At 54.8% G+C, this 17,382-nt stretch carries 21 protein-coding genes; 16 read left to right on the plus strand and 5 right to left on the minus strand.

The annotated features are described in order from the left end of the window. Positions 1-101: 101 nt before the first annotated feature. From ACTCIA_RS05925 to ACTCIA_RS05955, 7 genes are all read left to right on the plus strand, one after another. The gene (locus ACTCIA_RS05925; protein WP_463000881.1) at positions 102-755 is read left to right on the plus strand and encodes a riboflavin synthase; all 654 of its coding nucleotides are present in this window, start codon (positions 102-104) and stop codon (positions 753-755) included. Positions 756-880: 125 nt separating this feature from the next. After that, a complete protein-coding gene (locus tag ACTCIA_RS05930; protein WP_463000882.1) occupies positions 881-2,128 on the plus strand; it encodes a bifunctional 3,4-dihydroxy-2-butanone-4-phosphate synthase/GTP cyclohydrolase II in 1,248 nt (415 codons plus the stop codon). Beyond that, a complete protein-coding gene (gene ribH, locus ACTCIA_RS05935) occupies positions 2,121-2,591 on the plus strand; it encodes a 6,7-dimethyl-8-ribityllumazine synthase (protein ID WP_463000883.1) in 471 nt (156 codons plus the stop codon). The genes ACTCIA_RS05930 and ribH overlap by 8 nt, the downstream gene beginning before the upstream one ends. A 10-nt stretch (positions 2,592-2,601) precedes the next feature. Further along, entirely contained in the window at positions 2,602-3,054 is a 453-nt protein-coding gene (nusB, locus tag ACTCIA_RS05940; protein ID WP_463000884.1) for a transcription antitermination factor NusB, read from the plus strand. Beyond that, positions 3,030-4,406 (plus strand): TrpB-like pyridoxal phosphate-dependent enzyme, encoded by a 1,377-nt coding sequence (locus ACTCIA_RS05945; protein ID WP_463000885.1) that lies wholly within the window; start codon positions 3,030-3,032, stop codon positions 4,404-4,406. The genes nusB and ACTCIA_RS05945 overlap by 25 nt, the downstream gene beginning before the upstream one ends. A 3-nt stretch (positions 4,407-4,409) precedes the next feature. Beyond that, positions 4,410-4,691 (plus strand): hypothetical protein, encoded by a 282-nt coding sequence (locus ACTCIA_RS05950; RefSeq protein WP_463000886.1) that lies wholly within the window; start codon positions 4,410-4,412, stop codon positions 4,689-4,691. Continuing rightward, complete coding sequence (locus ACTCIA_RS05955) at positions 4,688-5,308, plus strand: MBL fold metallo-hydrolase (RefSeq protein ID WP_463000887.1); 621 nt, start codon at positions 4,688-4,690, stop codon at positions 5,306-5,308. Before ACTCIA_RS05950 ends, ACTCIA_RS05955 begins: the two co-directional genes overlap by 4 nt. Positions 5,309-5,347: 39 nt before the next feature. Here the strand turns inward: ACTCIA_RS05955 and ACTCIA_RS05960 are convergent, their stop codons facing one another. Further along, positions 5,348-5,737: a hypothetical protein gene (locus ACTCIA_RS05960; protein ID WP_463000888.1), complete on the minus strand. Its 390-nt coding sequence runs from the start codon at positions 5,735-5,737 to the stop codon at positions 5,348-5,350. Positions 5,738-5,877: 140 nt separating this feature from the next. On the opposite strand from ACTCIA_RS05960, the gene ispG reads away from it, so the two are divergent. The 3 genes from ispG (at position 5,878) to ACTCIA_RS05975 (ending at position 10,882) form a co-directional block, all read left to right on the plus strand. Beyond that, positions 5,878-6,957 (plus strand): flavodoxin-dependent (E)-4-hydroxy-3-methylbut-2-enyl-diphosphate synthase, encoded by a 1,080-nt coding sequence (gene ispG, locus ACTCIA_RS05965; protein WP_463000889.1) that lies wholly within the window; start codon positions 5,878-5,880, stop codon positions 6,955-6,957. 223 nt (positions 6,958-7,180) lie between these two features. Further along, entirely contained in the window at positions 7,181-8,701 is a 1,521-nt protein-coding gene (proS, locus tag ACTCIA_RS05970; RefSeq protein ID WP_463000890.1) for a proline--tRNA ligase, read from the plus strand. Between the two features lie 33 nt (positions 8,702-8,734). Further along, positions 8,735-10,882, plus strand: a complete 2,148-nt coding sequence (locus ACTCIA_RS05975) for a RelA/SpoT family protein (RefSeq protein ID WP_463000891.1) — start codon at positions 8,735-8,737, stop codon at positions 10,880-10,882. Between the two features lie 24 nt (positions 10,883-10,906). Here the strand turns inward: ACTCIA_RS05975 and rpmB are convergent, their stop codons facing one another. The 3 genes from rpmB to trxA all read right to left on the minus strand — a co-directional run bounded on the left by rpmB (position 10,907) and on the right by trxA (position 12,348). Next, positions 10,907-11,098 (minus strand): 50S ribosomal protein L28, encoded by a 192-nt coding sequence (gene rpmB / locus ACTCIA_RS05980; RefSeq protein ID WP_181549944.1) that lies wholly within the window; start codon positions 11,096-11,098, stop codon positions 10,907-10,909. Positions 11,099-11,215: 117 nt separating this feature from the next. Continuing rightward, positions 11,216-11,992, minus strand: a complete 777-nt coding sequence (locus ACTCIA_RS05985) for an outer membrane protein assembly factor BamD (protein WP_463000892.1) — start codon at positions 11,990-11,992, stop codon at positions 11,216-11,218. Positions 11,993-12,021: 29 nt separating this feature from the next. Beyond that, positions 12,022-12,348: a thioredoxin gene (gene trxA, locus ACTCIA_RS05990; RefSeq protein ID WP_463000893.1), complete on the minus strand. Its 327-nt coding sequence runs from the start codon at positions 12,346-12,348 to the stop codon at positions 12,022-12,024. Between the two features lie 693 nt (positions 12,349-13,041). On the opposite strand from trxA, the gene hisI reads away from it, so the two are divergent. Genes hisI through ACTCIA_RS06020 form a run of 6 tightly spaced genes read left to right on the plus strand, consistent with a single transcriptional unit; the run spans position 13,042 to position 16,931 of the window. Further along, positions 13,042-13,419 carry a phosphoribosyl-AMP cyclohydrolase gene (gene hisI, locus ACTCIA_RS05995; protein WP_181549941.1) on the plus strand — a complete coding sequence of 126 codons (378 nt, stop codon included), beginning with the start codon at positions 13,042-13,044 and terminating at the stop codon, positions 13,417-13,419. After that, positions 13,416-14,291, plus strand: coding sequence for an ATP phosphoribosyltransferase (hisG, locus tag ACTCIA_RS06000; RefSeq protein ID WP_463000894.1), 876 nt, complete (start codon positions 13,416-13,418; stop codon positions 14,289-14,291). The genes hisI and hisG overlap by 4 nt, the downstream gene beginning before the upstream one ends. 7 nt (positions 14,292-14,298) lie before the next feature. Next, positions 14,299-14,907: a ribosome biogenesis GTP-binding protein YihA/YsxC gene (yihA, locus tag ACTCIA_RS06005; RefSeq protein ID WP_463000895.1), complete on the plus strand. Its 609-nt coding sequence runs from the start codon at positions 14,299-14,301 to the stop codon at positions 14,905-14,907. Beyond that, positions 14,904-15,818, plus strand: a complete 915-nt coding sequence (gene era, locus ACTCIA_RS06010; RefSeq protein WP_463000896.1) for a GTPase Era — start codon at positions 14,904-14,906, stop codon at positions 15,816-15,818. The genes yihA and era overlap by 4 nt, the downstream gene beginning before the upstream one ends. A 2-nt stretch (positions 15,819-15,820) precedes the next feature. After that, on the plus strand, positions 15,821-16,660 hold the full coding sequence (locus ACTCIA_RS06015; RefSeq protein ID WP_463000897.1) for an ATP-grasp domain-containing protein: 840 nt from the start codon (positions 15,821-15,823) through the stop codon (positions 16,658-16,660). Positions 16,661-16,667: 7 nt separating this feature from the next. Further along, positions 16,668-16,931, plus strand: coding sequence for an HNH endonuclease (locus ACTCIA_RS06020; RefSeq protein WP_463000898.1), 264 nt, complete (start codon positions 16,668-16,670; stop codon positions 16,929-16,931). A gap of 34 nt (positions 16,932-16,965) precedes the next feature. Here the strand turns inward: ACTCIA_RS06020 and ACTCIA_RS06025 are convergent, their stop codons facing one another. Then, a complete protein-coding gene (locus ACTCIA_RS06025) occupies positions 16,966-17,271 on the minus strand; it encodes a hypothetical protein (protein WP_463000899.1) in 306 nt (101 codons plus the stop codon). Positions 17,272-17,382: the final 111 nt, after the last annotated feature.

Consider the following 17,382-nt stretch of genomic DNA (forward strand, 5'->3'; position numbering starts at 1 on the left):
CGTACGGATAAGTACGCTGCATTCTTCGAAATCGCGCAAGCCTTGATCTTGAACTTTTTACGGCGCCATCTGAAAATCGACTTTTTACGAGCGCGTCAAAAATGTTTACCGGAATTATCGAAGGTCTGGGCACCCTGGCAAACAGCCAGCCTGCGGGAACCGGCCGGCGGCTGACCATTTCCGCTGATTTTGACCTGGACGGCACCCGCATCGGCGACAGCATTGCGGTCAACGGCGCATGCCTGACAGCGGTGGAAATTTCCGGAAACCGGTTTTCCGCCGATGTTTCCGCCGAGACCCTTTCCCGCAGCACCCTGGCCGATGCCCGGGCCGGCCAGAAAATGAACCTGGAGCGGGCCCTTCGCCTGTCTGACCGGTTAGACGGCCACCTGGTATCCGGCCATATCGACGGAAGCGCACAGATCACGCATAAAAAAGACCTGGGCGGGTCCATGGTATTCGAATTTGCCGTATCCGAGCAAATCAGCCGGTATCTGATAGCCAAGGGATCAGTGGCTGTCGACGGCATCAGCCTGACGGTCAACACCTGTGCCGCAGGACGGTTTGAAATCGCGGTGATCCCCCATACGGCAAAAATCACCACTCTGGGGCTGAAAAACCCCGGCGACCGGGTCAATATTGAAACCGACCTGATCGGAAAATACGTGGAAAAATTCTTAAAGGGAGATAACTCCGGCGAATCCCGGCCGGAAAAAATTGATATGACATTTTTGGCAAAAACCGGATTTCTTTAAACATCAGGTCATTGCAACCTGATCTCACGGATTTTGCGCCAAACAACAAATGGACACGAAACCCACCTGCCGTGTGAACCCCGGGCGGTTTTCGCGTTTCCATGAAATTTACGGAGTATAAAACAATGGGACATTTATCGATCGAAGAAGCCATCAAGGAGATCCGGGACGGCAGAATGGTCATCCTGGTCGACGATGAGGACCGGGAAAACGAGGGGGATCTGACCATGGCCGCAGAGGCGGTCACTCCCGAGGCCATCAATTTCATGGCCAAATACGGCCGCGGCCTGATCTGCCTTTCTTTAAACCCGGAAAAGGTGGAAGACCTGGGGCTTCCAATGATGGTGCAGCACAACACTTCACAGTTTGAAACCGGTTTTACGGTCTCCATTGAGGCAAAAAAAGGGGTCACCACGGGCATTTCCGCGGCAGACCGCGCCACAACCATCCAAACGGCCATTTCCGATGAAGCCGGCCCGGATGACCTGGTCATGCCCGGCCATGTCTTCCCCCTTCGTGCCCGCCGGGGCGGGGTGATCGTGCGCACCGGCCAGACCGAGGGCTCGGTGGACCTTGCCCGGCTCGCCGGCATGAAACCCGCCGGGGTGATCTGTGAAATCATGGATGAAGACGGCACCATGGCCCGGATGCCGTCGCTGGAAAAATTCAGCGAGGAGCACGATATCGGTATCTGCACCATTGCCGATCTGATCGAATACCGCATGCGCATCGAATCCTTTGTGCGAAGCGTGGTGGAAACCGAGATTCCCACCAGTTTCGCCGGCACCTTCAGGGTCCGGGTGTATGAAAACGACGTGGATGATTTCCAGCACATCGCCCTGATAAAGGGCGACATTGACCCGGAAGCCCCCACCCTGGTACGGGTGCACTCCGAGTGCCTGACCGGTGATATTTTCGGCTCCATGCGATGTGACTGCGGCGAGCAGCTGCACAAGGCCATGGTCATGATGGAAAAGGAGGGATGCGGCGTACTGCTCTATGTTCGGCAGGAAGGCCGGGGCATCGGACTGGTCAACAAGCTCAAGGCTTACGTTCTCCAGGACCAGGGCTATGATACCGTTGAGGCCAATGAAAAGCTCGGATTCAAGGCCGACCTGCGCGATTACGGCATCGGCGCCCAGGTACTGGCGGATCTCGGGGTACGCAAAATGCGTTTGATCACCAACAATCCCAAAAAGATTGTGGGCCTGGAAGGCTACGGCTTAAGCGTGGTGGACCAGGTGCCCATTAAAACCGAGCCCAATGACTACAACCGTTGCTATCTGGAATGCAAACAGCTCAAGATGGGCCATTATTTAAGCGTTTCAGCAGAAGACAAAACCAAAGACCAGGGGAAAAAGGCTCATGCCTAAATTCATCGAAGCCAATCTGCTGGCCGAAGGCCGGCGCTTTGCCATTGTGGTCAGCCGTTTCAATGATTTTATCTCTGACAAACTGCTTTCCGGCGCATTGGACGCGCTGGTGCGCAGCGGCGCCAATGATGCAGACATCGAGGTTGTCAGGGTACCCGGATCGTTTGAGATCCCCCTTATGGCCAAAAAACTGGCCGCAGGCGGCAAATATGACGCCGTAATCTGCCTGGGTGCTGTGATCCGGGGTTCCACCCCCCATTTCGACTATGTCAGCGCCGAGGTATCCAAGGGAATTGCTGCGGCCGGCATGGATACCGGGGTGCCGATTATTTTCGGCGTCATCACCACCGATACCATTGAACAGGCCATTGAACGCGCCGGCACCAAGGCCGGCAACAAAGGATGGGATGCGGCTGTTTCCGCCATTGAAATGGCCAATCTGTCCGATCTGATAAAGGCGTGATCCTTTTCTTATGAAAATCCGCCGGAAATCAAGGGAAATGGCGCTTCAGGCATTGTTTTGCATGGACACCCTGGGAGACGATTCCGAGGAGATGATCCAGGAACTGTGTACACTGCTGGAGCCCCAGGAAAAAGTGCGGCCCTTCGGCCTGGAACTGGTGCGGGGGGTGGTGGCCAAAAAGGCGGAAATCGACGGCCGCCTGGCCGAGACGTCCAGCAACTGGAAACTGGCGCGGATGGATTACGTGGATCGCAATGTCATCCGCATTGCCGTCTATGAAATGCTTTTCTGCAATGACATTCCCGAGAAGGTGGCCATCAACGAGGCCATTGATATCGGCAAAAAATATGGAACAGAGAAATCCGGCGCGTTTATCAACGGAATTCTCGACAGCATCCGGCAACGATATGTCCACTGTAACTCAAAAAGGAGCCCTGAATGCGAAACAGACAAATCTTCCTGAAGCCGGAGGAAATTCCCCGGCAATGGTATAACATACTGGCCGATATCAAGATCAACCCCCCGCTTGGACCGGACGGAAACCCCCTTTCCCCGGACCAGCTCGCCCCTGTTTTTCCCATGAACCTAATTGAGCAGGAAGTCAGCACCAAGCGGTGGATCGACATCCCCGATGAGGTGATGGACGTTTATTCCATCTGGCACCCCACGCCCCTGGTGCGGGCCTACAACCTGGAAAAGGCACTGGACACCCCGGCCCGGATCTATTTCAAAAACGAATCCGTGAGCCCGCCGGGCAGCCACAAGCCCAACACCGCCGTACCCCAGGCCTATTACAACAAGGAGTTCGGTATCAAAAAAATGACCACCGAAACCGGTGCCGGCCAGTGGGGAAGCGCCCTGTCCTTTGCCTGCTGCCAGTACGGCCTGGAATGCAAGGTCTTTATGGTGCGCATCAGCTTTGATCAAAAGCCCTACCGCAAGACCATGATGGCGGCCTGGGGCGGCAACTGCGTGCCCAGCCCGAGCATGGACACCAAGGCCGGGCGCGAAGCCCTTGAATTAAACCCCGACACTCCGGGAACTCTGGGCATTGCCATCAGTGAGGCCATCGAGGCGGCTGTGGCCGATGAAAGCGGCCAGACCCGATATTCCCTGGGCAGCGTGCTCAATCATGTCATGCTCCACCAGACCATCATCGGCCTGGAAGCCAAGCGGCAGCTGGAAAAAGTCAGTGAATATCCGAATGTAATTATCGGGTGCGCCGGCGGGGGCAGCAATTTCGCAGGCCTGGCCTTCCCCTTTGCCTATGACAAGATTCATGGCAAAAATGTGGATATCTACCCGGTGGAACCGGCCGGATGTCCGACCCTGACCCAGGCGCCGTTTGTCTACGACCACGGAGACACGGCCAAGTACACCCCGCTTCTGCCCATGTACAGCCTGGGCCACACCTTTGTGCCGCCTCCGGTTCATTCCGGCGGCCTGCGCTACCACGGCATGGCCCCCACGGTGAGCCAGCTGGTGGACGAGGGACTTTTCGAGGCCCGCTCCGTGACCCAAAGCAAAAGCTATGCCGCCGGAGTGCTGGCAGCCCGCACCGAAGGGATCATTCCCGCCCCGGAAAGCTGCCATGCCCTGGCCCTGGTGGTGGAAGAAGCCCAAAAGGCCAAAGAGGAAGGAAAAGAAAAGGTGATCCTGTTTAACTGGAGCGGACACGGCCTGCTTGACCTGGGCGCCTATGAGGCTTATTTTTCCGGTAACATCAAAGACATTGAGCTATCTCAGAAAGATTTGCACGGATCTGAAAAGGTGTATGCGGATTATCCCAAACCCCAGCATTTAAAAAGCGTGTAAGTTATGTCCGATCCGCAAAAAGACAACCTGGAGATTCGCTGCCCCAGGCTCGGCAGCATCATCCCGTTTCGCTACTGCCTGATCAGCGGGCCCGACAGCATGCCCTGTTTCAAGATACTGGACTGCTGGTGGGAAATTTTTGACGTGGATGCTTATCTAAAGGAAAATCTTCCGGCTGAAACCTACAACAGCCTGGTCACGGAGCCGCCGAAACCCAAGGTTGCCGCTATCGTGGAAATCGCTGAACAAGCCAAAAGAAAAAAGCAGACAGGAGGTTGCCGTTGATCTTAAAATCCCTTGCCGTGGGTCCCATCATGGCCAACTGCTACATTATAGGGTGCGAAAGCACCAAATCCGCAGCCGTGATTGATCCCGGAGACGAAGCAGACCGAATCCTCAAGGAACTGGCCAAAGACGGCCTGACCCTTAAATATATCATCAACACCCACGGCCATTTTGATCACGTGGGCGGCAATTATGACCTCAAAAAGGCCAGCGGTGCCGACATCGTGATTCACCCGGCAGACGAGCCCATGCTCGCCGATCTGGTGAAAACCGCCGCGGCCTTCGGCCTTTCCGCCCAGAACTCGCCGGCCCCGGACCGGACAGTGCAGGAAGGCGACACCATCTCCTTTGGCGATATCACCCTCAGGGTGCTCGACACCCCGGGGCATTCCCCGGGCGGCATTTCCCTGCACACGGACAACATGGTATTTGTGGGCGACACCCTTTTTGCCGGCTCCATCGGCCGGACCGACCTGCCCGGGGGCGACTTTCAAACCCTGATTTCCAGCATCAAAACCAAGCTGTTTCCCCTGGGCGATGACACAAAGGTCTACACCGGCCACGGCCCGGCCACCTCCATCGGCCAGGAAAAACGCGCCAATCCGTTTCTGCGATAGATATTTCGCATCTGCTGATAAGCCAGCCGGCGCCGGGTTTTAAAAGGCGCCGAGCTGGCAGGGCTTGATCTTGATGCCAAGGGTTTCACAGGCACCGCTGACATCCATTTTGCGCAAGCCCAGATCCGATGCAATGGCAAAGGCCCTTTGACAGGGCAGGTAGCCGTTTTCCAGATTTTCGCCAATGGCCCGGCGAAGTGTGTCTGAAACTTCAGGCCGGGCCTTGACAATCTTTTTATCCGGGCTGTAGCCAAACAGCCCCAGCTGGCATTTTACCAGGCGGATACTGCTTTCATCGGCACACGCGCCAACGACTGCCGGCGCTGCATTTAGCTGGTTTGCAATCTCAAAGGCCACGGCACAGGGAAGTTCACCGTCTTTTGCACGCTCTGCCATCTCCTGGCGGAGCCGGGCATCATCTTTTTCCATAAACCCTCTCCATTTCTATTTTTCCATATTTGACTTGAACTAAAACAGCCCCTTTGTTAATCAATATCAAATATACAGGGGTTTTCAACCCCCGATGCCGGCAGCATCAGAGATAAACCGACACCAAACGGCCGCAATTCATGCCAACGACCATCAAGCGAAAAAAAACCCGGCAGATCCACGTGGGCAGTGTGCCGGTGGGGGGCGATGCCCCCATATCCGTGCAATCCATGACCAACACCCACACTGCGGATGTGGCGGCCACAGTGGCGCAAGTCCTGGGCCTGGAGGAGGCCGGATGCGAAATCATCCGCGTGGCTGTTCCGGACATGGACGCGGCCCGGGCCATCGGTGAAATCCGCAGGCAGATTACCATCCCCCTGATTGCCGATATCCACTTTGACTTTCGGCTGGCCGTGGCCGCAGCCACAGCCGGGGCAAACGCCCTTCGCATCAACCCCGGCAATATCGGGGACAAAAACAAAATCCGGGCGGTGGTGGCCGCGGCAAAAGACAACGGGTTGTCCATCCGCGTGGGGGTCAATGCCGGATCCCTGGACAAGGACATTTATCAGGCCCATGGCGGGCCCACGCCTGCCGCCCTTGTGCAAAGCGCCGTGCGTCAGGTGGCCGTGCTCGGGGAGATGGATTTTCACGAGGTAAAGGTTTCCTTGAAATCCTCAAACGTGCTGGAAACCATCGAGTCTTATGAACTTTTTTCCGAACAATCCGATGTGCCCCTTCACGTGGGGGTTACAGAGGCCGGCGGACTCTATGCCGGAATCGTCAAATCCGCCATGGGCATCGGCGGCATCCTGAGCCAAGGCATCGGCGACACCCTGCGGGTTTCCCTGACACGGGATCCAACAGAAGAGGTCAGGGTGGCCTATGAGATCTTAAAAGCCCTGGACATCCGCCGCCGGGGACCGGAAATCATCTCGTGTCCCACCTGCGGCAGATGCGAAATTGATCTGTTTTCCATTGCCGAAAGCGTGGAAAAGGCCCTTTTGACAAGCCGCGCCCCTATCAGGGTGGCTGTCATGGGATGTGCGGTAAACGGACCCGGAGAGGCCCGGGAGGCTGATGTGGGCATTGCCGGCGGCCGGGGCACGGGCATTTTGTTTAAAAAAGGCAAAGTGGTCAAAAAATTTTCTGAAGACCGCCTGGTCCGGGAACTGCTGGCCGCAGTCCGTCAGCTGGAGGAAAACCACGAGCCATAAAACCTGCAGGTTTTGCATTGTCCCTTTTCATCTGAAACTTGATGGCGTCGTAAAAAGTCAATTTTGGGACGGCAAAGTAGAAAGTTCAAGATCAAGGCGCGCGAATCTCGAGGAATGAGGCGTACTTGTCCGTACGTCGAATGACGGGAGATGAAGCGCAACGCAGATATTGGACTTTTTACGAAGCCGTCAAACTTGAAACGCTTTTCCCAGAGGTTTGATAATGACACAAAAAAACGACACCGCTATCCGCCCCACCCGGGCGGAAAATTATCCGGAATGGTACCAGCAGGTCATCCGGGCCTCAGACATGGCTGAACTGTCCCCGGTGCGGGGCTGTATGGTGATCAAGCCGTGGGGCTACGCACTTTGGGAAAACATGGTGCGGGCCTTAGATGACATGTTTAAGGCCACTGGCGTGAGAAACGCCTATTTTCCCCTTTTTATTCCCATCTCCTTTCTGGAAAAGGAAGCCGAGCATGTGGAGGGGTTTGCCAAGGAATGCGCGGTGGTCACCCACCACAAGCTGGAAAAAGACGAAAACAACCGCCTGGTGCCCGCAGGCAAACTCAACGAGCCCCTGATTGTGCGGCCAACCTCTGAGACCATTATCGGCGAGGCCTTTGCCCGGTGGATCAAAAGCTACCGGGATCTTCCCATGCTGCTCAATCAGTGGGCCAACGTGGTCAGATGGGAAATGCGCACCCGGATTTTTCTGCGCACCAGCGAATTTCTCTGGCAGGAAGGCCATACCGTGCATGCCACAAAACAGGAGGCCATTGACCGCACTTATATGATGCTTACCGTATATAAGCGGATGGCTGAAGAATACCTGGCCATACCGGTTATCACCGGGGAAAAAACCGTTGCGGAAAAGTTTCCCGGCGCGGAGATGACCACCTGCATTGAGGCCATGATGCAGGATAAAAAGGCCCTTCAGGCGGGAACCTCCCATTTCCTCGGCCAAAACTTTGCCAGGGCCTCGGGCATCCGATTTCAATCCGCCATGGAAACGGAAGAATACGGATGGACCACTTCCTGGGGCGTGTCCACCCGCATGATCGGCGGTCTGATCATGACCCACAGCGATGATAACGGCATTGTCCTGCCCCCGCGGGTGGCTTCTGCCCATGTGGTGCTTTTGCCGATTTTAAAGAAAAAGGAAACCAACGACAGCGTGATGGCATACACCCAGGCCATCGCCGAACGCCTGCGGCAGCAAAACTATCACGGCACGCCCCTGAGAGTGGAAGTCGATGACCGCAACATCGGCGGCACGCGCAACTGGGACTGGATCAAAAAAGGCGTGCCTCTTCGAGTGGAAATCGGTCCCAGGGACATGGATGCGGACTCGGTGTTTGTCTCCAGGCGGGACCGGGACCGCAGAGACCGCTTTTCCATGCAAAAGGACGAATTTATCGGAAAAATCACGGAAGTCCTTGATGAAATTCAGTCCGGATTGTATGAAAAGGCGCTTTGTTTTCTGCAGGAAAACTCGCGCGACATTGACGATCCAGATGAATTCAATGCGTTTTTCACCCCGGAAAACCCGGAGGAGCCGGAAATTCACGGAGGGTTTGCGTGGTCACACTGGTGCGGGCGCACCGAATGTGAAAAAGCCGTCAAGGAGCGGCTCAATGTCACCATCCGCTGCATTCCCTTTGACCGGAAAGAGCAATCCGGGGCCTGCATTCAGTGCGGGGAAGAAAGCCAGGGGCGGGTGGTGTTTGCAAAAGCCTATTAAAATATCCGGAAGGGTTTTGTCTCAGAAAAAATTATGATCCGCATTACCGATATACTCGATAAGCTCTATGATTATTACCCGGACGCGGATGTGGACATCATCGATCGTGCCTACATCTACTCCGCCCGGGTCCATGCCGGACAAATGCGCCTTTCCGGAGAGCCCTACCTGTCTCATCCCCTTGAAGTGGCCAGCCTGCTGACTGACATGAAGCTGGATCCGGTGAGCATATCCGCCGGCCTGCTCCATGACGTGGTGGAAGACACCCATGCCACAATCGATGAAATCTATCACACATTCGGCAATGAAGTGGCCCATATCGTGGCCGGAGTCACCAAAATCAGCGCCCTTCCCTTCAGCACGGATCAGCAGCGGCACGCGGAAAACATCCGGAAAATGATCCTGGCCATGGCCGATGATATCCGGGTGATTTTAATCAAGCTCGCAGACCGGCTCCATAACATCCGGACCCTGCATTATCACAAAAAGCCGGAAAAGCAGCGAGCCATCGCCCAGGAAACCTTAGACATCTACGGCCCCATTGCCGGCCGCCTGGGCATTTACTGGCTGAAAAACGAGCTCGAGGAAACCGCGTTTTATTACGCCAATCCCGAGGAATACAACCGAATTGACGGGCTGCTGAAAAAAAACCAGGAGGAACGCGCAAAATACGTCGCCACGGTCAAGACCCTCATTAAGGAGAAAATGTCTGAAGCCGGCATTTCATGCCGGGTACAAGGCCGGCACAAGCAGTATTACAGCATCTACCAGAAAATGGCCTCCCAGAACCTGGATTTCGAAGAGGTCTATGACATTATTGCTTTTCGCATCGTCGTGGAAAACGTATCCCAGTGTTATGCGGCCCTGGGGCAGATCCATTCCAGATGGAAGCCCATCCCGACAAAATTCAAGGATTATATCGCCGTTCCCAAGCCCAATATGTATCAGTCACTGCACACCACCGTGATCGGCCCGTACGGGGAACGGATGGAAATCCAGATCCGTTCCGAGCAGATGGATCACGTGGCCAATTTCGGCATTGCCGCGCACTGGAGCTACAAGGAGGGCAAAACCCAGGAGGATATCAACACAAAAAACACCTTTGCCTGGATTCACAACCTGGTGGAAAACCAAAAGAATTTCGGAAATCCGGAGGAATTTCTGGAAAACGTGCGCATTGATTTGTTTCCCGACGAGGTATTTGTGTTTACGCCCAACGGGGATGTGCGCTCGCTTCCAAAGGGGGCCACGCCCGTGGATTTTGCCTACATGATCCACACGGAGGTGGGCAACGAGTGCACCGGCGCCAAGATTAACGGCCGGCTCGTACCCCTGCAGTACGAACTCAACACCGGCGATATCGTTGAGATTCTGACCACCAAGGGCCACCAGCCCAGCAAGGACTGGCTCAATTTCGTCAAAACCGTCAAGGCCAAGTCCCGTATCCGCCACTGGATCCGTAAGCAGGAAAAAGAGCGCAGCCTGTCTCTGGGCCGGGAACTGTGCGAGAAGGCCTTTCGGAAATACAAACTCAATTTTTCAAACCTGGTCAAGTCCCGGGAGATGGAAAAGGTGGCAGAGGCCTTTAATTTCAAGTCCACAGAGGACCTGATCGCCAATGTGGGCATCGGAAAAATCACGCCTCTGCAGATCATTCGAAAGCTCGACCCCCAGTTTACCGAGAAAAAGGATTCAGCCCTCATTGACAAGATCATGGGGCCCCGGGACCGAAAGCAGAAAGAAAAAACCGAAGGCGTATCTGTCCACGGCCTGGATGACATTCTGATCCGTTTCGGCAAATGCTGCCAGCCCGTGCCCGGAGATCCGATTACCGGGTATATCACCCATGGCGCCGGGGTGACCATTCACCGCAGCGGATGTGTCAATGCGTTGAAACTCAACCCGGACCGGCAAATCGACGTGGAATGGAATACAAACGACAACGGTGAGTTCCCGGTATCCCTGAAGATCACCGCCTCGGACCGCATGGGCCTGCTGGCGGAAATCTCGACTGAAATGAGCAAGGCGGCCGCCAATATTTATGACGTCCGCCTTGAAAACAGGGGGAACAAATCCATTTACGGAGAATTCACGATCCTGGTAAAAAGCCGCGGGCACCTGGAAAGTGTGATCTCCCGGCTGAAAAAAATCCAGGCCGTGCAGGAGGTCAAACGTCTGTAAAAACCGGGTATCCGGAAAATGAGATTACGGGGCCTTGACCACCAGACCGGATTTAATGCACTGGGTGCACACAGTGATTTTTTTCACACTTCCGTTCTGCACAGCGCGCACCCGCTGCAGGTTTGGATTGAACCGCCGCTTGGTAACATTATGGGCATGGCTGACGTTACACCCAACCATGGCTTTTTTGCCGCATATACTACACATCGTAGACATATCAGAAATCTCCTTCACACAATCAGGATACAGGTTCACATAAAAATGCAATTATATGCCGCAAAAATCTGGATTTGTAAAGCATTTTTTCAGTTTTCGGATCAAGCGGAAAATCGGTCAATTAACCCCTTCCCACCCGACTTCAATGGGCGGCAGCTGCACCCAGCCATCCCCGGCGGGCGTCTGCCCGCTCCCCTCGCCGGGCAGATGCCGGCTGCAACGGTCCATGTACCTTCTGGCTTTGTCGGTATATGCTGTCACTTGCGGGTACTGGGTGACCACGGTTTCAAACCGGTTCATGGCCGCCTGGTATTGTTCGGACTTGAAATAAAACTCGCCCACATAGAATTCATGGCCCGCCAGATTCCTGCGGCATTTTTCAATCTTTTCCTCAGCGTTGCGCGCCCACTGGCTGTCCGGAAACCTGGACTGAAGCCGCAGAAACACTTCCAGGGCATTGCGGGTGGGCACCTGGGTCCGGTCAATACTTCGCAACCGCTCATAATGGCACATCCCCATCTGGTAGGTGGCATACGGGATCTGCGAATCATTGGGATGGAGCTGTTCGTACTGCTGGTAAGCCTGCAGGGCCTGCTCGTATTGCTCAAGATGGAAATGGGCGTCGGCAATGCGCAGCTTTGCCTCCTTGGCATGCGGGCTGTACGGATACCAATCCCGCAGCCGTTCATAGGATTTCAAAGCCTTGTCATATTTTTCAGCTTCAAATGACGCAGCCCCTTCCTCGGCAAGCTCGGCCGCAGTCTGCTCTTCCTTGCTTCCAAACCACCCCGCACATCCTGACGCACACAGGGCCAACGCTAAAGCCAACACGAGAATCCGGATTCCCGGACGCTGCACAGCGCCCGGGCCCGATTCAAACTTGTTTTGCCGCATATTATATCATTCCGGTTTACACTCTGAATCTATAGAACGCTTTTGAGCGTATCCTCAAGCTTGGCTTTCTGGACCATGCCAACGACCTGCTCGACGTTTTTGCCGTCCTTGAACAGAATCAATGTGGGAATGGCCCGGATACCAAAATTGCTGGGCGTTGAGGGATTGTCATCCACGTTGCATTTCAGAAATTTAATCTTGCCCTCGTAGTCCTTGCTCAACTCCTCGACCACGGGTCCGATGGCCTTGCAGGGACCGCACCACGGTGCCCAGAAATCCACCAAAACAGGAATGTCCGAATTCAAAACTTCCTTTTCAAAGGTCTCGTCGCTGACTTCTTTAACGTTTTCCGCCATTTTCATTCCTTCCTGAAAAAAATTCGTGTTTGCGGGTTCTCATCCGGATGCCGGCACACTTGAAGCGGTGGCATCACCCTTATTGGCAAATGAAAACCGCAGTTTTACCTCTACTACATCCATGTCTGTTATGTCAAGATAACCATCCGGTCTCTTTTTTCAAATGACGCCTTTATAAAAAATCCTGCCATGCTTGGTTCCGGGGTTTTGCCAGGGAGAGCGTTTCCAGGGAAGTCCGGGAGCGGGGTTTGAGTTTTTGAAGCGACATTGAGCGTTTTGCGGGAAAATTCAGCAAATGCCGGAGCGTAAAAATTTCAAATTGTTTGAGGCCGACAGGCCGAGTTTTTGAAATTTTAGCGAAGGCATTTGCTGAATCCGCAAAACGATCAGGAGCGAAAAAACTGAACCCCGCCCCCGGACTTCCCTCCCGACAAACTTCCAAGCGCTGTAAAAGCTGTTACGGGCTTGTCAAATTTTTCCGAGCCTTGAATCACCATGGTCCCGTGCTGGGGACGGCTATTTTTTATAGAAAATCATTGACCTTATTTTTCTTAGCGATTAATATTTATAGGTTATACAATTTATAGCTAAAATTGTGGGACCGCAGGCGAACTGCCCCGGATGAATGCCGAACCGGCAATCCATGCACCCGCCTGAAAATATGGACTTTTTTACAATTCAGGAACAACGATTATGGTTGAACTCGACTTTGACAAGGGCGGCGGGCTGCTGCCGGCCATTGCCCAGGATGCGGAAACCGGCGAAGTGCTCATGCTGGCCTACATGAACCGGGCGGCATGGGAAAATACCATCAAAACCGGCGTGGCCACTTATTACAGCCGTTCCCGGGACAAGCTGTGGGTCAAGGGTGAAACCTCGGGCCACACCCAGCAGGTCCGGGAACTGCGCTTTGACTGCGATGCCGACACCATCCTGCTCAAGGTGGTTCAGCTTGGCGGTGCGGCCTGCCATAAAGGTTATAAATCCTGTTTTTACCGGAAAGTGGAAAACAACGAAGCTGTGATTACAGATGAACCGATATTTGATCCAGACGAGGTGTATAAAAAATGAGTGACAAACTCAAGCTCGGCATTCCCAAGGGAAGCCTTCAGAAATCCACCATTGAACTGTTCCGCCGCTCCGGGTGGAAGATCAACGTCAACGGCCGCAGCTATTTTCCGGATGTCAACGATGCTTACATGGAATGCACGCTCTGCCGCGCCCAGGAAATGTCGGTGTACGTGGAAAACGGCACCCTGGATGCGGGCCTGACCGGCAAGGACTGGATTGCGGAAAACAACTCGGATATCCAGGTGGTATCAGACCTGGTCTACTCCAAGGTCAGCGCAAGGCCGGCGCGCTGGGTGGTTGCGGTTGCCAGTGATTCAGAGGTCAAAACCATCGAGGATCTTTCCGGAAAAAAAGTGGCAACCGAACTGGTGGGCTATACCCGGCGCTATTTCGCGGAAAAAAACATTGATGTAAAAATCGAGTACTCCTGGGGTGCCACAGAGGCCAAGGTGGTCTCGGGACTGGCTGACGCCATCGTGGAAATCACGGAAACCGAAAGCACCATCCGCGCCCACGGGCTCAAGGTCATCCACGAGATGATGCAGACCAACACCCAGCTCATTGCCAACCATGATGCATGGAAAAATCCGGATAAGAAAAAGAAAATCGAGCAGGTGGCCCTTTTGCTCAAAGGCGCCCTGGCGGCCGAGAAACTGGTGGGCTTGAAAATGAACGCACCCGAGGAAAAGCTCGACAGCATTGTCTCGCTTCTGCCGAGTCTGAACGCCCCCACCATTGCCAAGCTTTATCACAGCCAATGGTACTCGGTGGAAACCGTGGTCAGTTCGGATACGGTCCGGGACCTGATCCCGGTGCTGCTTGCCAACGGGGCCGAGGGCATCATCGAGTATCCATTGAACAAGGTGATCTGAAAGCATTTTGAAAATCACTTCCGCCGAATTTGAAACCAGCGCAGCCAAACCCGGGCAGTACCCGGAGGCGGTTTTGCCGGAAATCGCGTTTGCAGGCCGTTCCAACGTGGGCAAATCCAGTCTCATCAATACCCTGCTAAACCGCAGAAATCTGGTGAAAACCAGTTCCACGCCCGGCAAAACGCGCCTGATCAACTTCTTTGTCATCAACAACGCCTTTTATTTCGTTGATCTGCCGGGTTACGGATACGCCCGGGTTTCTCAGGAAGAACGCAAAAAATGGGGCCCCATGGTGGAAGCCTATCTCAGCTCCCGGCCCACCTTAAAGGCCGTGGCCCTGCTCCAGGACATTCGGCGCATGCCCGGAAGTGCGGAAATCCAGCTCCTTGAATTTCTCGAACACCTGCATCTGCCGGTTCTGGTGATTTTGACCAAGGCGGATAAATTCTCAAAAAGCAAACAGGGCGTTCAGGCCCGCCAGATCCGGCAGCACCTGAAATTAAACCAGGACGAAACAGTGCTTTTTTCCGCCAAAACCCGCCAGGGCGCAAATAAAATCCACGAGATAATCGGGGACCTGCTCCGGGAAGAACCCATACAGGGCCCGGCCTTATGAATCTTTCATCCAACAGCACCTCTGATGATTTCCGCTCCGGGTTTGCAGCCATCACCGGCGCGCCCAACGCAGGCAAATCAACGCTTTTAAACGCCATGACCGGCGAGAAGATCTCCATTACCTCGCCCAAGCCCCAAACCACGCGAAACCGTATTGCCGGCATCGTCCACGGCACCGGCTTTCAGATCGTGTTTCTCGACACCCCCGGGGTGCACAAAAGCGACAAGCTGTTTAACCGCAAAATCGTGGACGTGGCCCTGTCTGCAATGGACGAGGTGGACCTGATCCTGATGATCGCCGATGCCTCTGATCCAAGGCCTGCATCCGAATCCCTGCTTGTGGACAAAATTGCAGAAAAAAAAACCCTTCCTGCCGTTCTGGCCTTAAACAAAGTCGATCTTGTGGAAAAGCCCCTGCTGCTGGAACAAATCCAAAAATATGCGGCTCTGGATATATTTTCTGAAATCGTGCCCATTTCCGCCAAAACCGGGCTCCAGGTCCCGCAACTGGTAGCGGCCATGGCCGGCCGCCTGCCACCGGGGCCTCCCTATTACCCGGAAGACGCGCTCACCGATGCGCCCGAGCGGTTTATCGTGGCCGAGATGATCCGGGAAAAGGTTTTTGCCCACACCGGCCAGGAGATTCCCTATTCCACGGCCGTGACCATTGAACGGTTTGCCGGTAATGAAAAAAAGGACATGGTGCGCATTCACGGGGTTATCCACGTGGAGCGCGATTCCCAGAAAGGCATTGTCATCGGCAATCGCGGCCGGATGCTGAAAACCATCGGCTCAGAGGCGCGCAAAGACATTGAAAGCCTTTTGGGTACCCGGGTGTTTCTGGAATTGTTTGTCCGGGTGGAAAAAGACTGGAGCAAAAAACCCAAATCCATCCGCAAACTCGGCTACTGAAGATGATCCTGTCATTTCATCCCTGTTACGTTGGAGACGAAAACCGGCTTTGTGCCGGCCGTGATCCGGATGATGACGACATGGCCAGGATGCGGGCCGCAAAAGCCGTGATCCTGCCCCAGGGGTGCCGCAAAACCCTTTTTGATGCTGCACTCCGCTGCTGCCCGCGGGTGTTTCCGGATTACACCGCCCGGTTTGCCTGGCCCGAGAAAACCGGCCAGAGCCGGATGTTTGCCCGTTACAGCGCCCCGCACCCGGATACTGCAGCCTTTGACTGCCTTGCCGACTTTAACCGGCAGTATAACAGTGACCCGGCCGAAGCCGGTTTTGCATTTCCTTTTGTGTTCAAGTACAACGGCTCCGGAGAAGGCGCCAATGTATGGCTTGCCGACACCCCGGATACCTTTGCCCGGCTTCTGGACCGGGCGGCGGACTGGGAGAAAACCGGGCAATTCGGGTTTTTGCTCCAGCAATACATTGAAACCCGCGGCCGCAGCCTGCGGGTGGCGGTGGTGGGAAAAACCCTGGTGTCCTACTGGCGGATCCAGGCCGACAATACCGGATTCCAGGCATCTGCGGCAAGCGGCGCCCGGATCGACCACACGGCAGATCCCGGCCGAAGAGCGGCGGCCGAAGAGCAGGTTTTGCATCTGTGCCGCCAAACAAACATCAACCTGGCCGGATTTGATTTGATCTTTTCGGAAAACCCGGCGCCGGGCACACCGGACACGCCCTTGTTTCTGGAGATCAATTATTTTTTCGGCAGAACCGGCCTGGGCGGGTCTGAGGCGTTTTACCGGCTGCTGTGCGCGGAAATCGACAAGTGGATTGAGCAGGCATAGAGCGGCAATGTATATTCCGGAAGAAGAAGAAATTCGCAGGGAAAAGGCAAAGGCCCGCCAGCTGCGGGCCTCCCAGTGGTGGAAGCGCAAGTGCGCCAGGGGGGTCTGCCATTGGTGCGGCAAGACCGTGGCGCCCGGGGACCTGACCATGGATCACGTGCTGCCCCTGGCACGGGGGGGAAAAACCACCAAAAACAACGTGGTCCCCTGCTGCAAGGAGTGCAACACCCGGAAAAAAAGCAGGATGCCAAACCAGTGGGACAATCCCTGAGGCGCGGGCAAACCCCCGGCGCCCGCGCGACAGATTAGCGGAAGTCGCCCAGAGGCCGGTTGAACGTGTACATGGCCGGCGGCACCATCAGGTTATCAAAGGCCTCGCCGGTATTTCCGCCCCAGGCTGAAAACGGAAGCGATACCACAAAGGTGGCGGTGCCAAAAATCAGGGAAACAAATCCCAGGGGTCTTGCGGCAAACATATCCACCACCATTGTGGCACCGCTGGGCTCCCCGGAATTGACGGTATAATCTTCCGCCATTGCCGACTGTGCCAGGGGGCCGGCCAAAAATGCAGCCACTGCCACCACTAAAACCAACCGTTTGACGTAATGCATGGAAACCTCCTTATGGCCCTGAACTTGACATCCTGAATGATTGGTTTATAAAGAAAGAATCGTATATAAATATAATATATGCCATTTTGCAGGCATCAGTCAATTTTTTTA

It is taken from the genome of Desulfosalsimonas sp. (assembly GCF_055149105.1).

Excerpts from the sequence above, each read along its gene's own strand:
- ACTCIA_RS05925 (WP_463000881.1), top strand. The coding sequence starts at position 102 with ATGTTTACCGGAATTATCGAAGGTCTGGGCACCCTGGCAAACAGCCAG.
- ACTCIA_RS05930 (WP_463000882.1), top strand. The coding sequence starts at position 881 with ATGGGACATTTATCGATCGAAGAAGCCATCAAGGAGATCCGGGACGGC.
- ribH (WP_463000883.1), top strand. The coding sequence starts at position 2,121 with ATGCCTAAATTCATCGAAGCCAATCTGCTGGCCGAAGGCCGGCGCTTT.
- nusB (WP_463000884.1), top strand. The coding sequence starts at position 2,602 with ATGAAAATCCGCCGGAAATCAAGGGAAATGGCGCTTCAGGCATTGTTT.
- ACTCIA_RS05945 (WP_463000885.1), top strand. The coding sequence starts at position 3,030 with ATGCGAAACAGACAAATCTTCCTGAAGCCGGAGGAAATTCCCCGGCAA.
- ACTCIA_RS05950 (WP_463000886.1), top strand. The coding sequence starts at position 4,410 with ATGTCCGATCCGCAAAAAGACAACCTGGAGATTCGCTGCCCCAGGCTC.
- ACTCIA_RS05960 (WP_463000888.1), bottom strand. The coding sequence starts at position 5,737 with ATGGAAAAAGATGATGCCCGGCTCCGCCAGGAGATGGCAGAGCGTGCA.
- ispG (WP_463000889.1), top strand. The coding sequence starts at position 5,878 with ATGCCAACGACCATCAAGCGAAAAAAAACCCGGCAGATCCACGTGGGC.
- proS (WP_463000890.1), top strand. The coding sequence starts at position 7,181 with ATGACACAAAAAAACGACACCGCTATCCGCCCCACCCGGGCGGAAAAT.
- ACTCIA_RS05975 (WP_463000891.1), top strand. The coding sequence starts at position 8,735 with ATGATCCGCATTACCGATATACTCGATAAGCTCTATGATTATTACCCG.
- rpmB (WP_181549944.1), bottom strand. The coding sequence starts at position 11,098 with ATGTCTACGATGTGTAGTATATGCGGCAAAAAAGCCATGGTTGGGTGT.
- ACTCIA_RS05985 (WP_463000892.1), bottom strand. The coding sequence starts at position 11,992 with ATGCGGCAAAACAAGTTTGAATCGGGCCCGGGCGCTGTGCAGCGTCCG.
- trxA (WP_463000893.1), bottom strand. The coding sequence starts at position 12,348 with ATGGCGGAAAACGTTAAAGAAGTCAGCGACGAGACCTTTGAAAAGGAA.
- hisI (WP_181549941.1), top strand. The coding sequence starts at position 13,042 with ATGGTTGAACTCGACTTTGACAAGGGCGGCGGGCTGCTGCCGGCCATT.
- hisG (WP_463000894.1), top strand. The coding sequence starts at position 13,416 with ATGAGTGACAAACTCAAGCTCGGCATTCCCAAGGGAAGCCTTCAGAAA.
- era (WP_463000896.1), top strand. The coding sequence starts at position 14,904 with ATGAATCTTTCATCCAACAGCACCTCTGATGATTTCCGCTCCGGGTTT.
- ACTCIA_RS06015 (WP_463000897.1), top strand. The coding sequence starts at position 15,821 with ATGATCCTGTCATTTCATCCCTGTTACGTTGGAGACGAAAACCGGCTT.
- ACTCIA_RS06020 (WP_463000898.1), top strand. The coding sequence starts at position 16,668 with ATGTATATTCCGGAAGAAGAAGAAATTCGCAGGGAAAAGGCAAAGGCC.
- ACTCIA_RS06025 (WP_463000899.1), bottom strand. The coding sequence starts at position 17,271 with ATGCATTACGTCAAACGGTTGGTTTTAGTGGTGGCAGTGGCTGCATTT.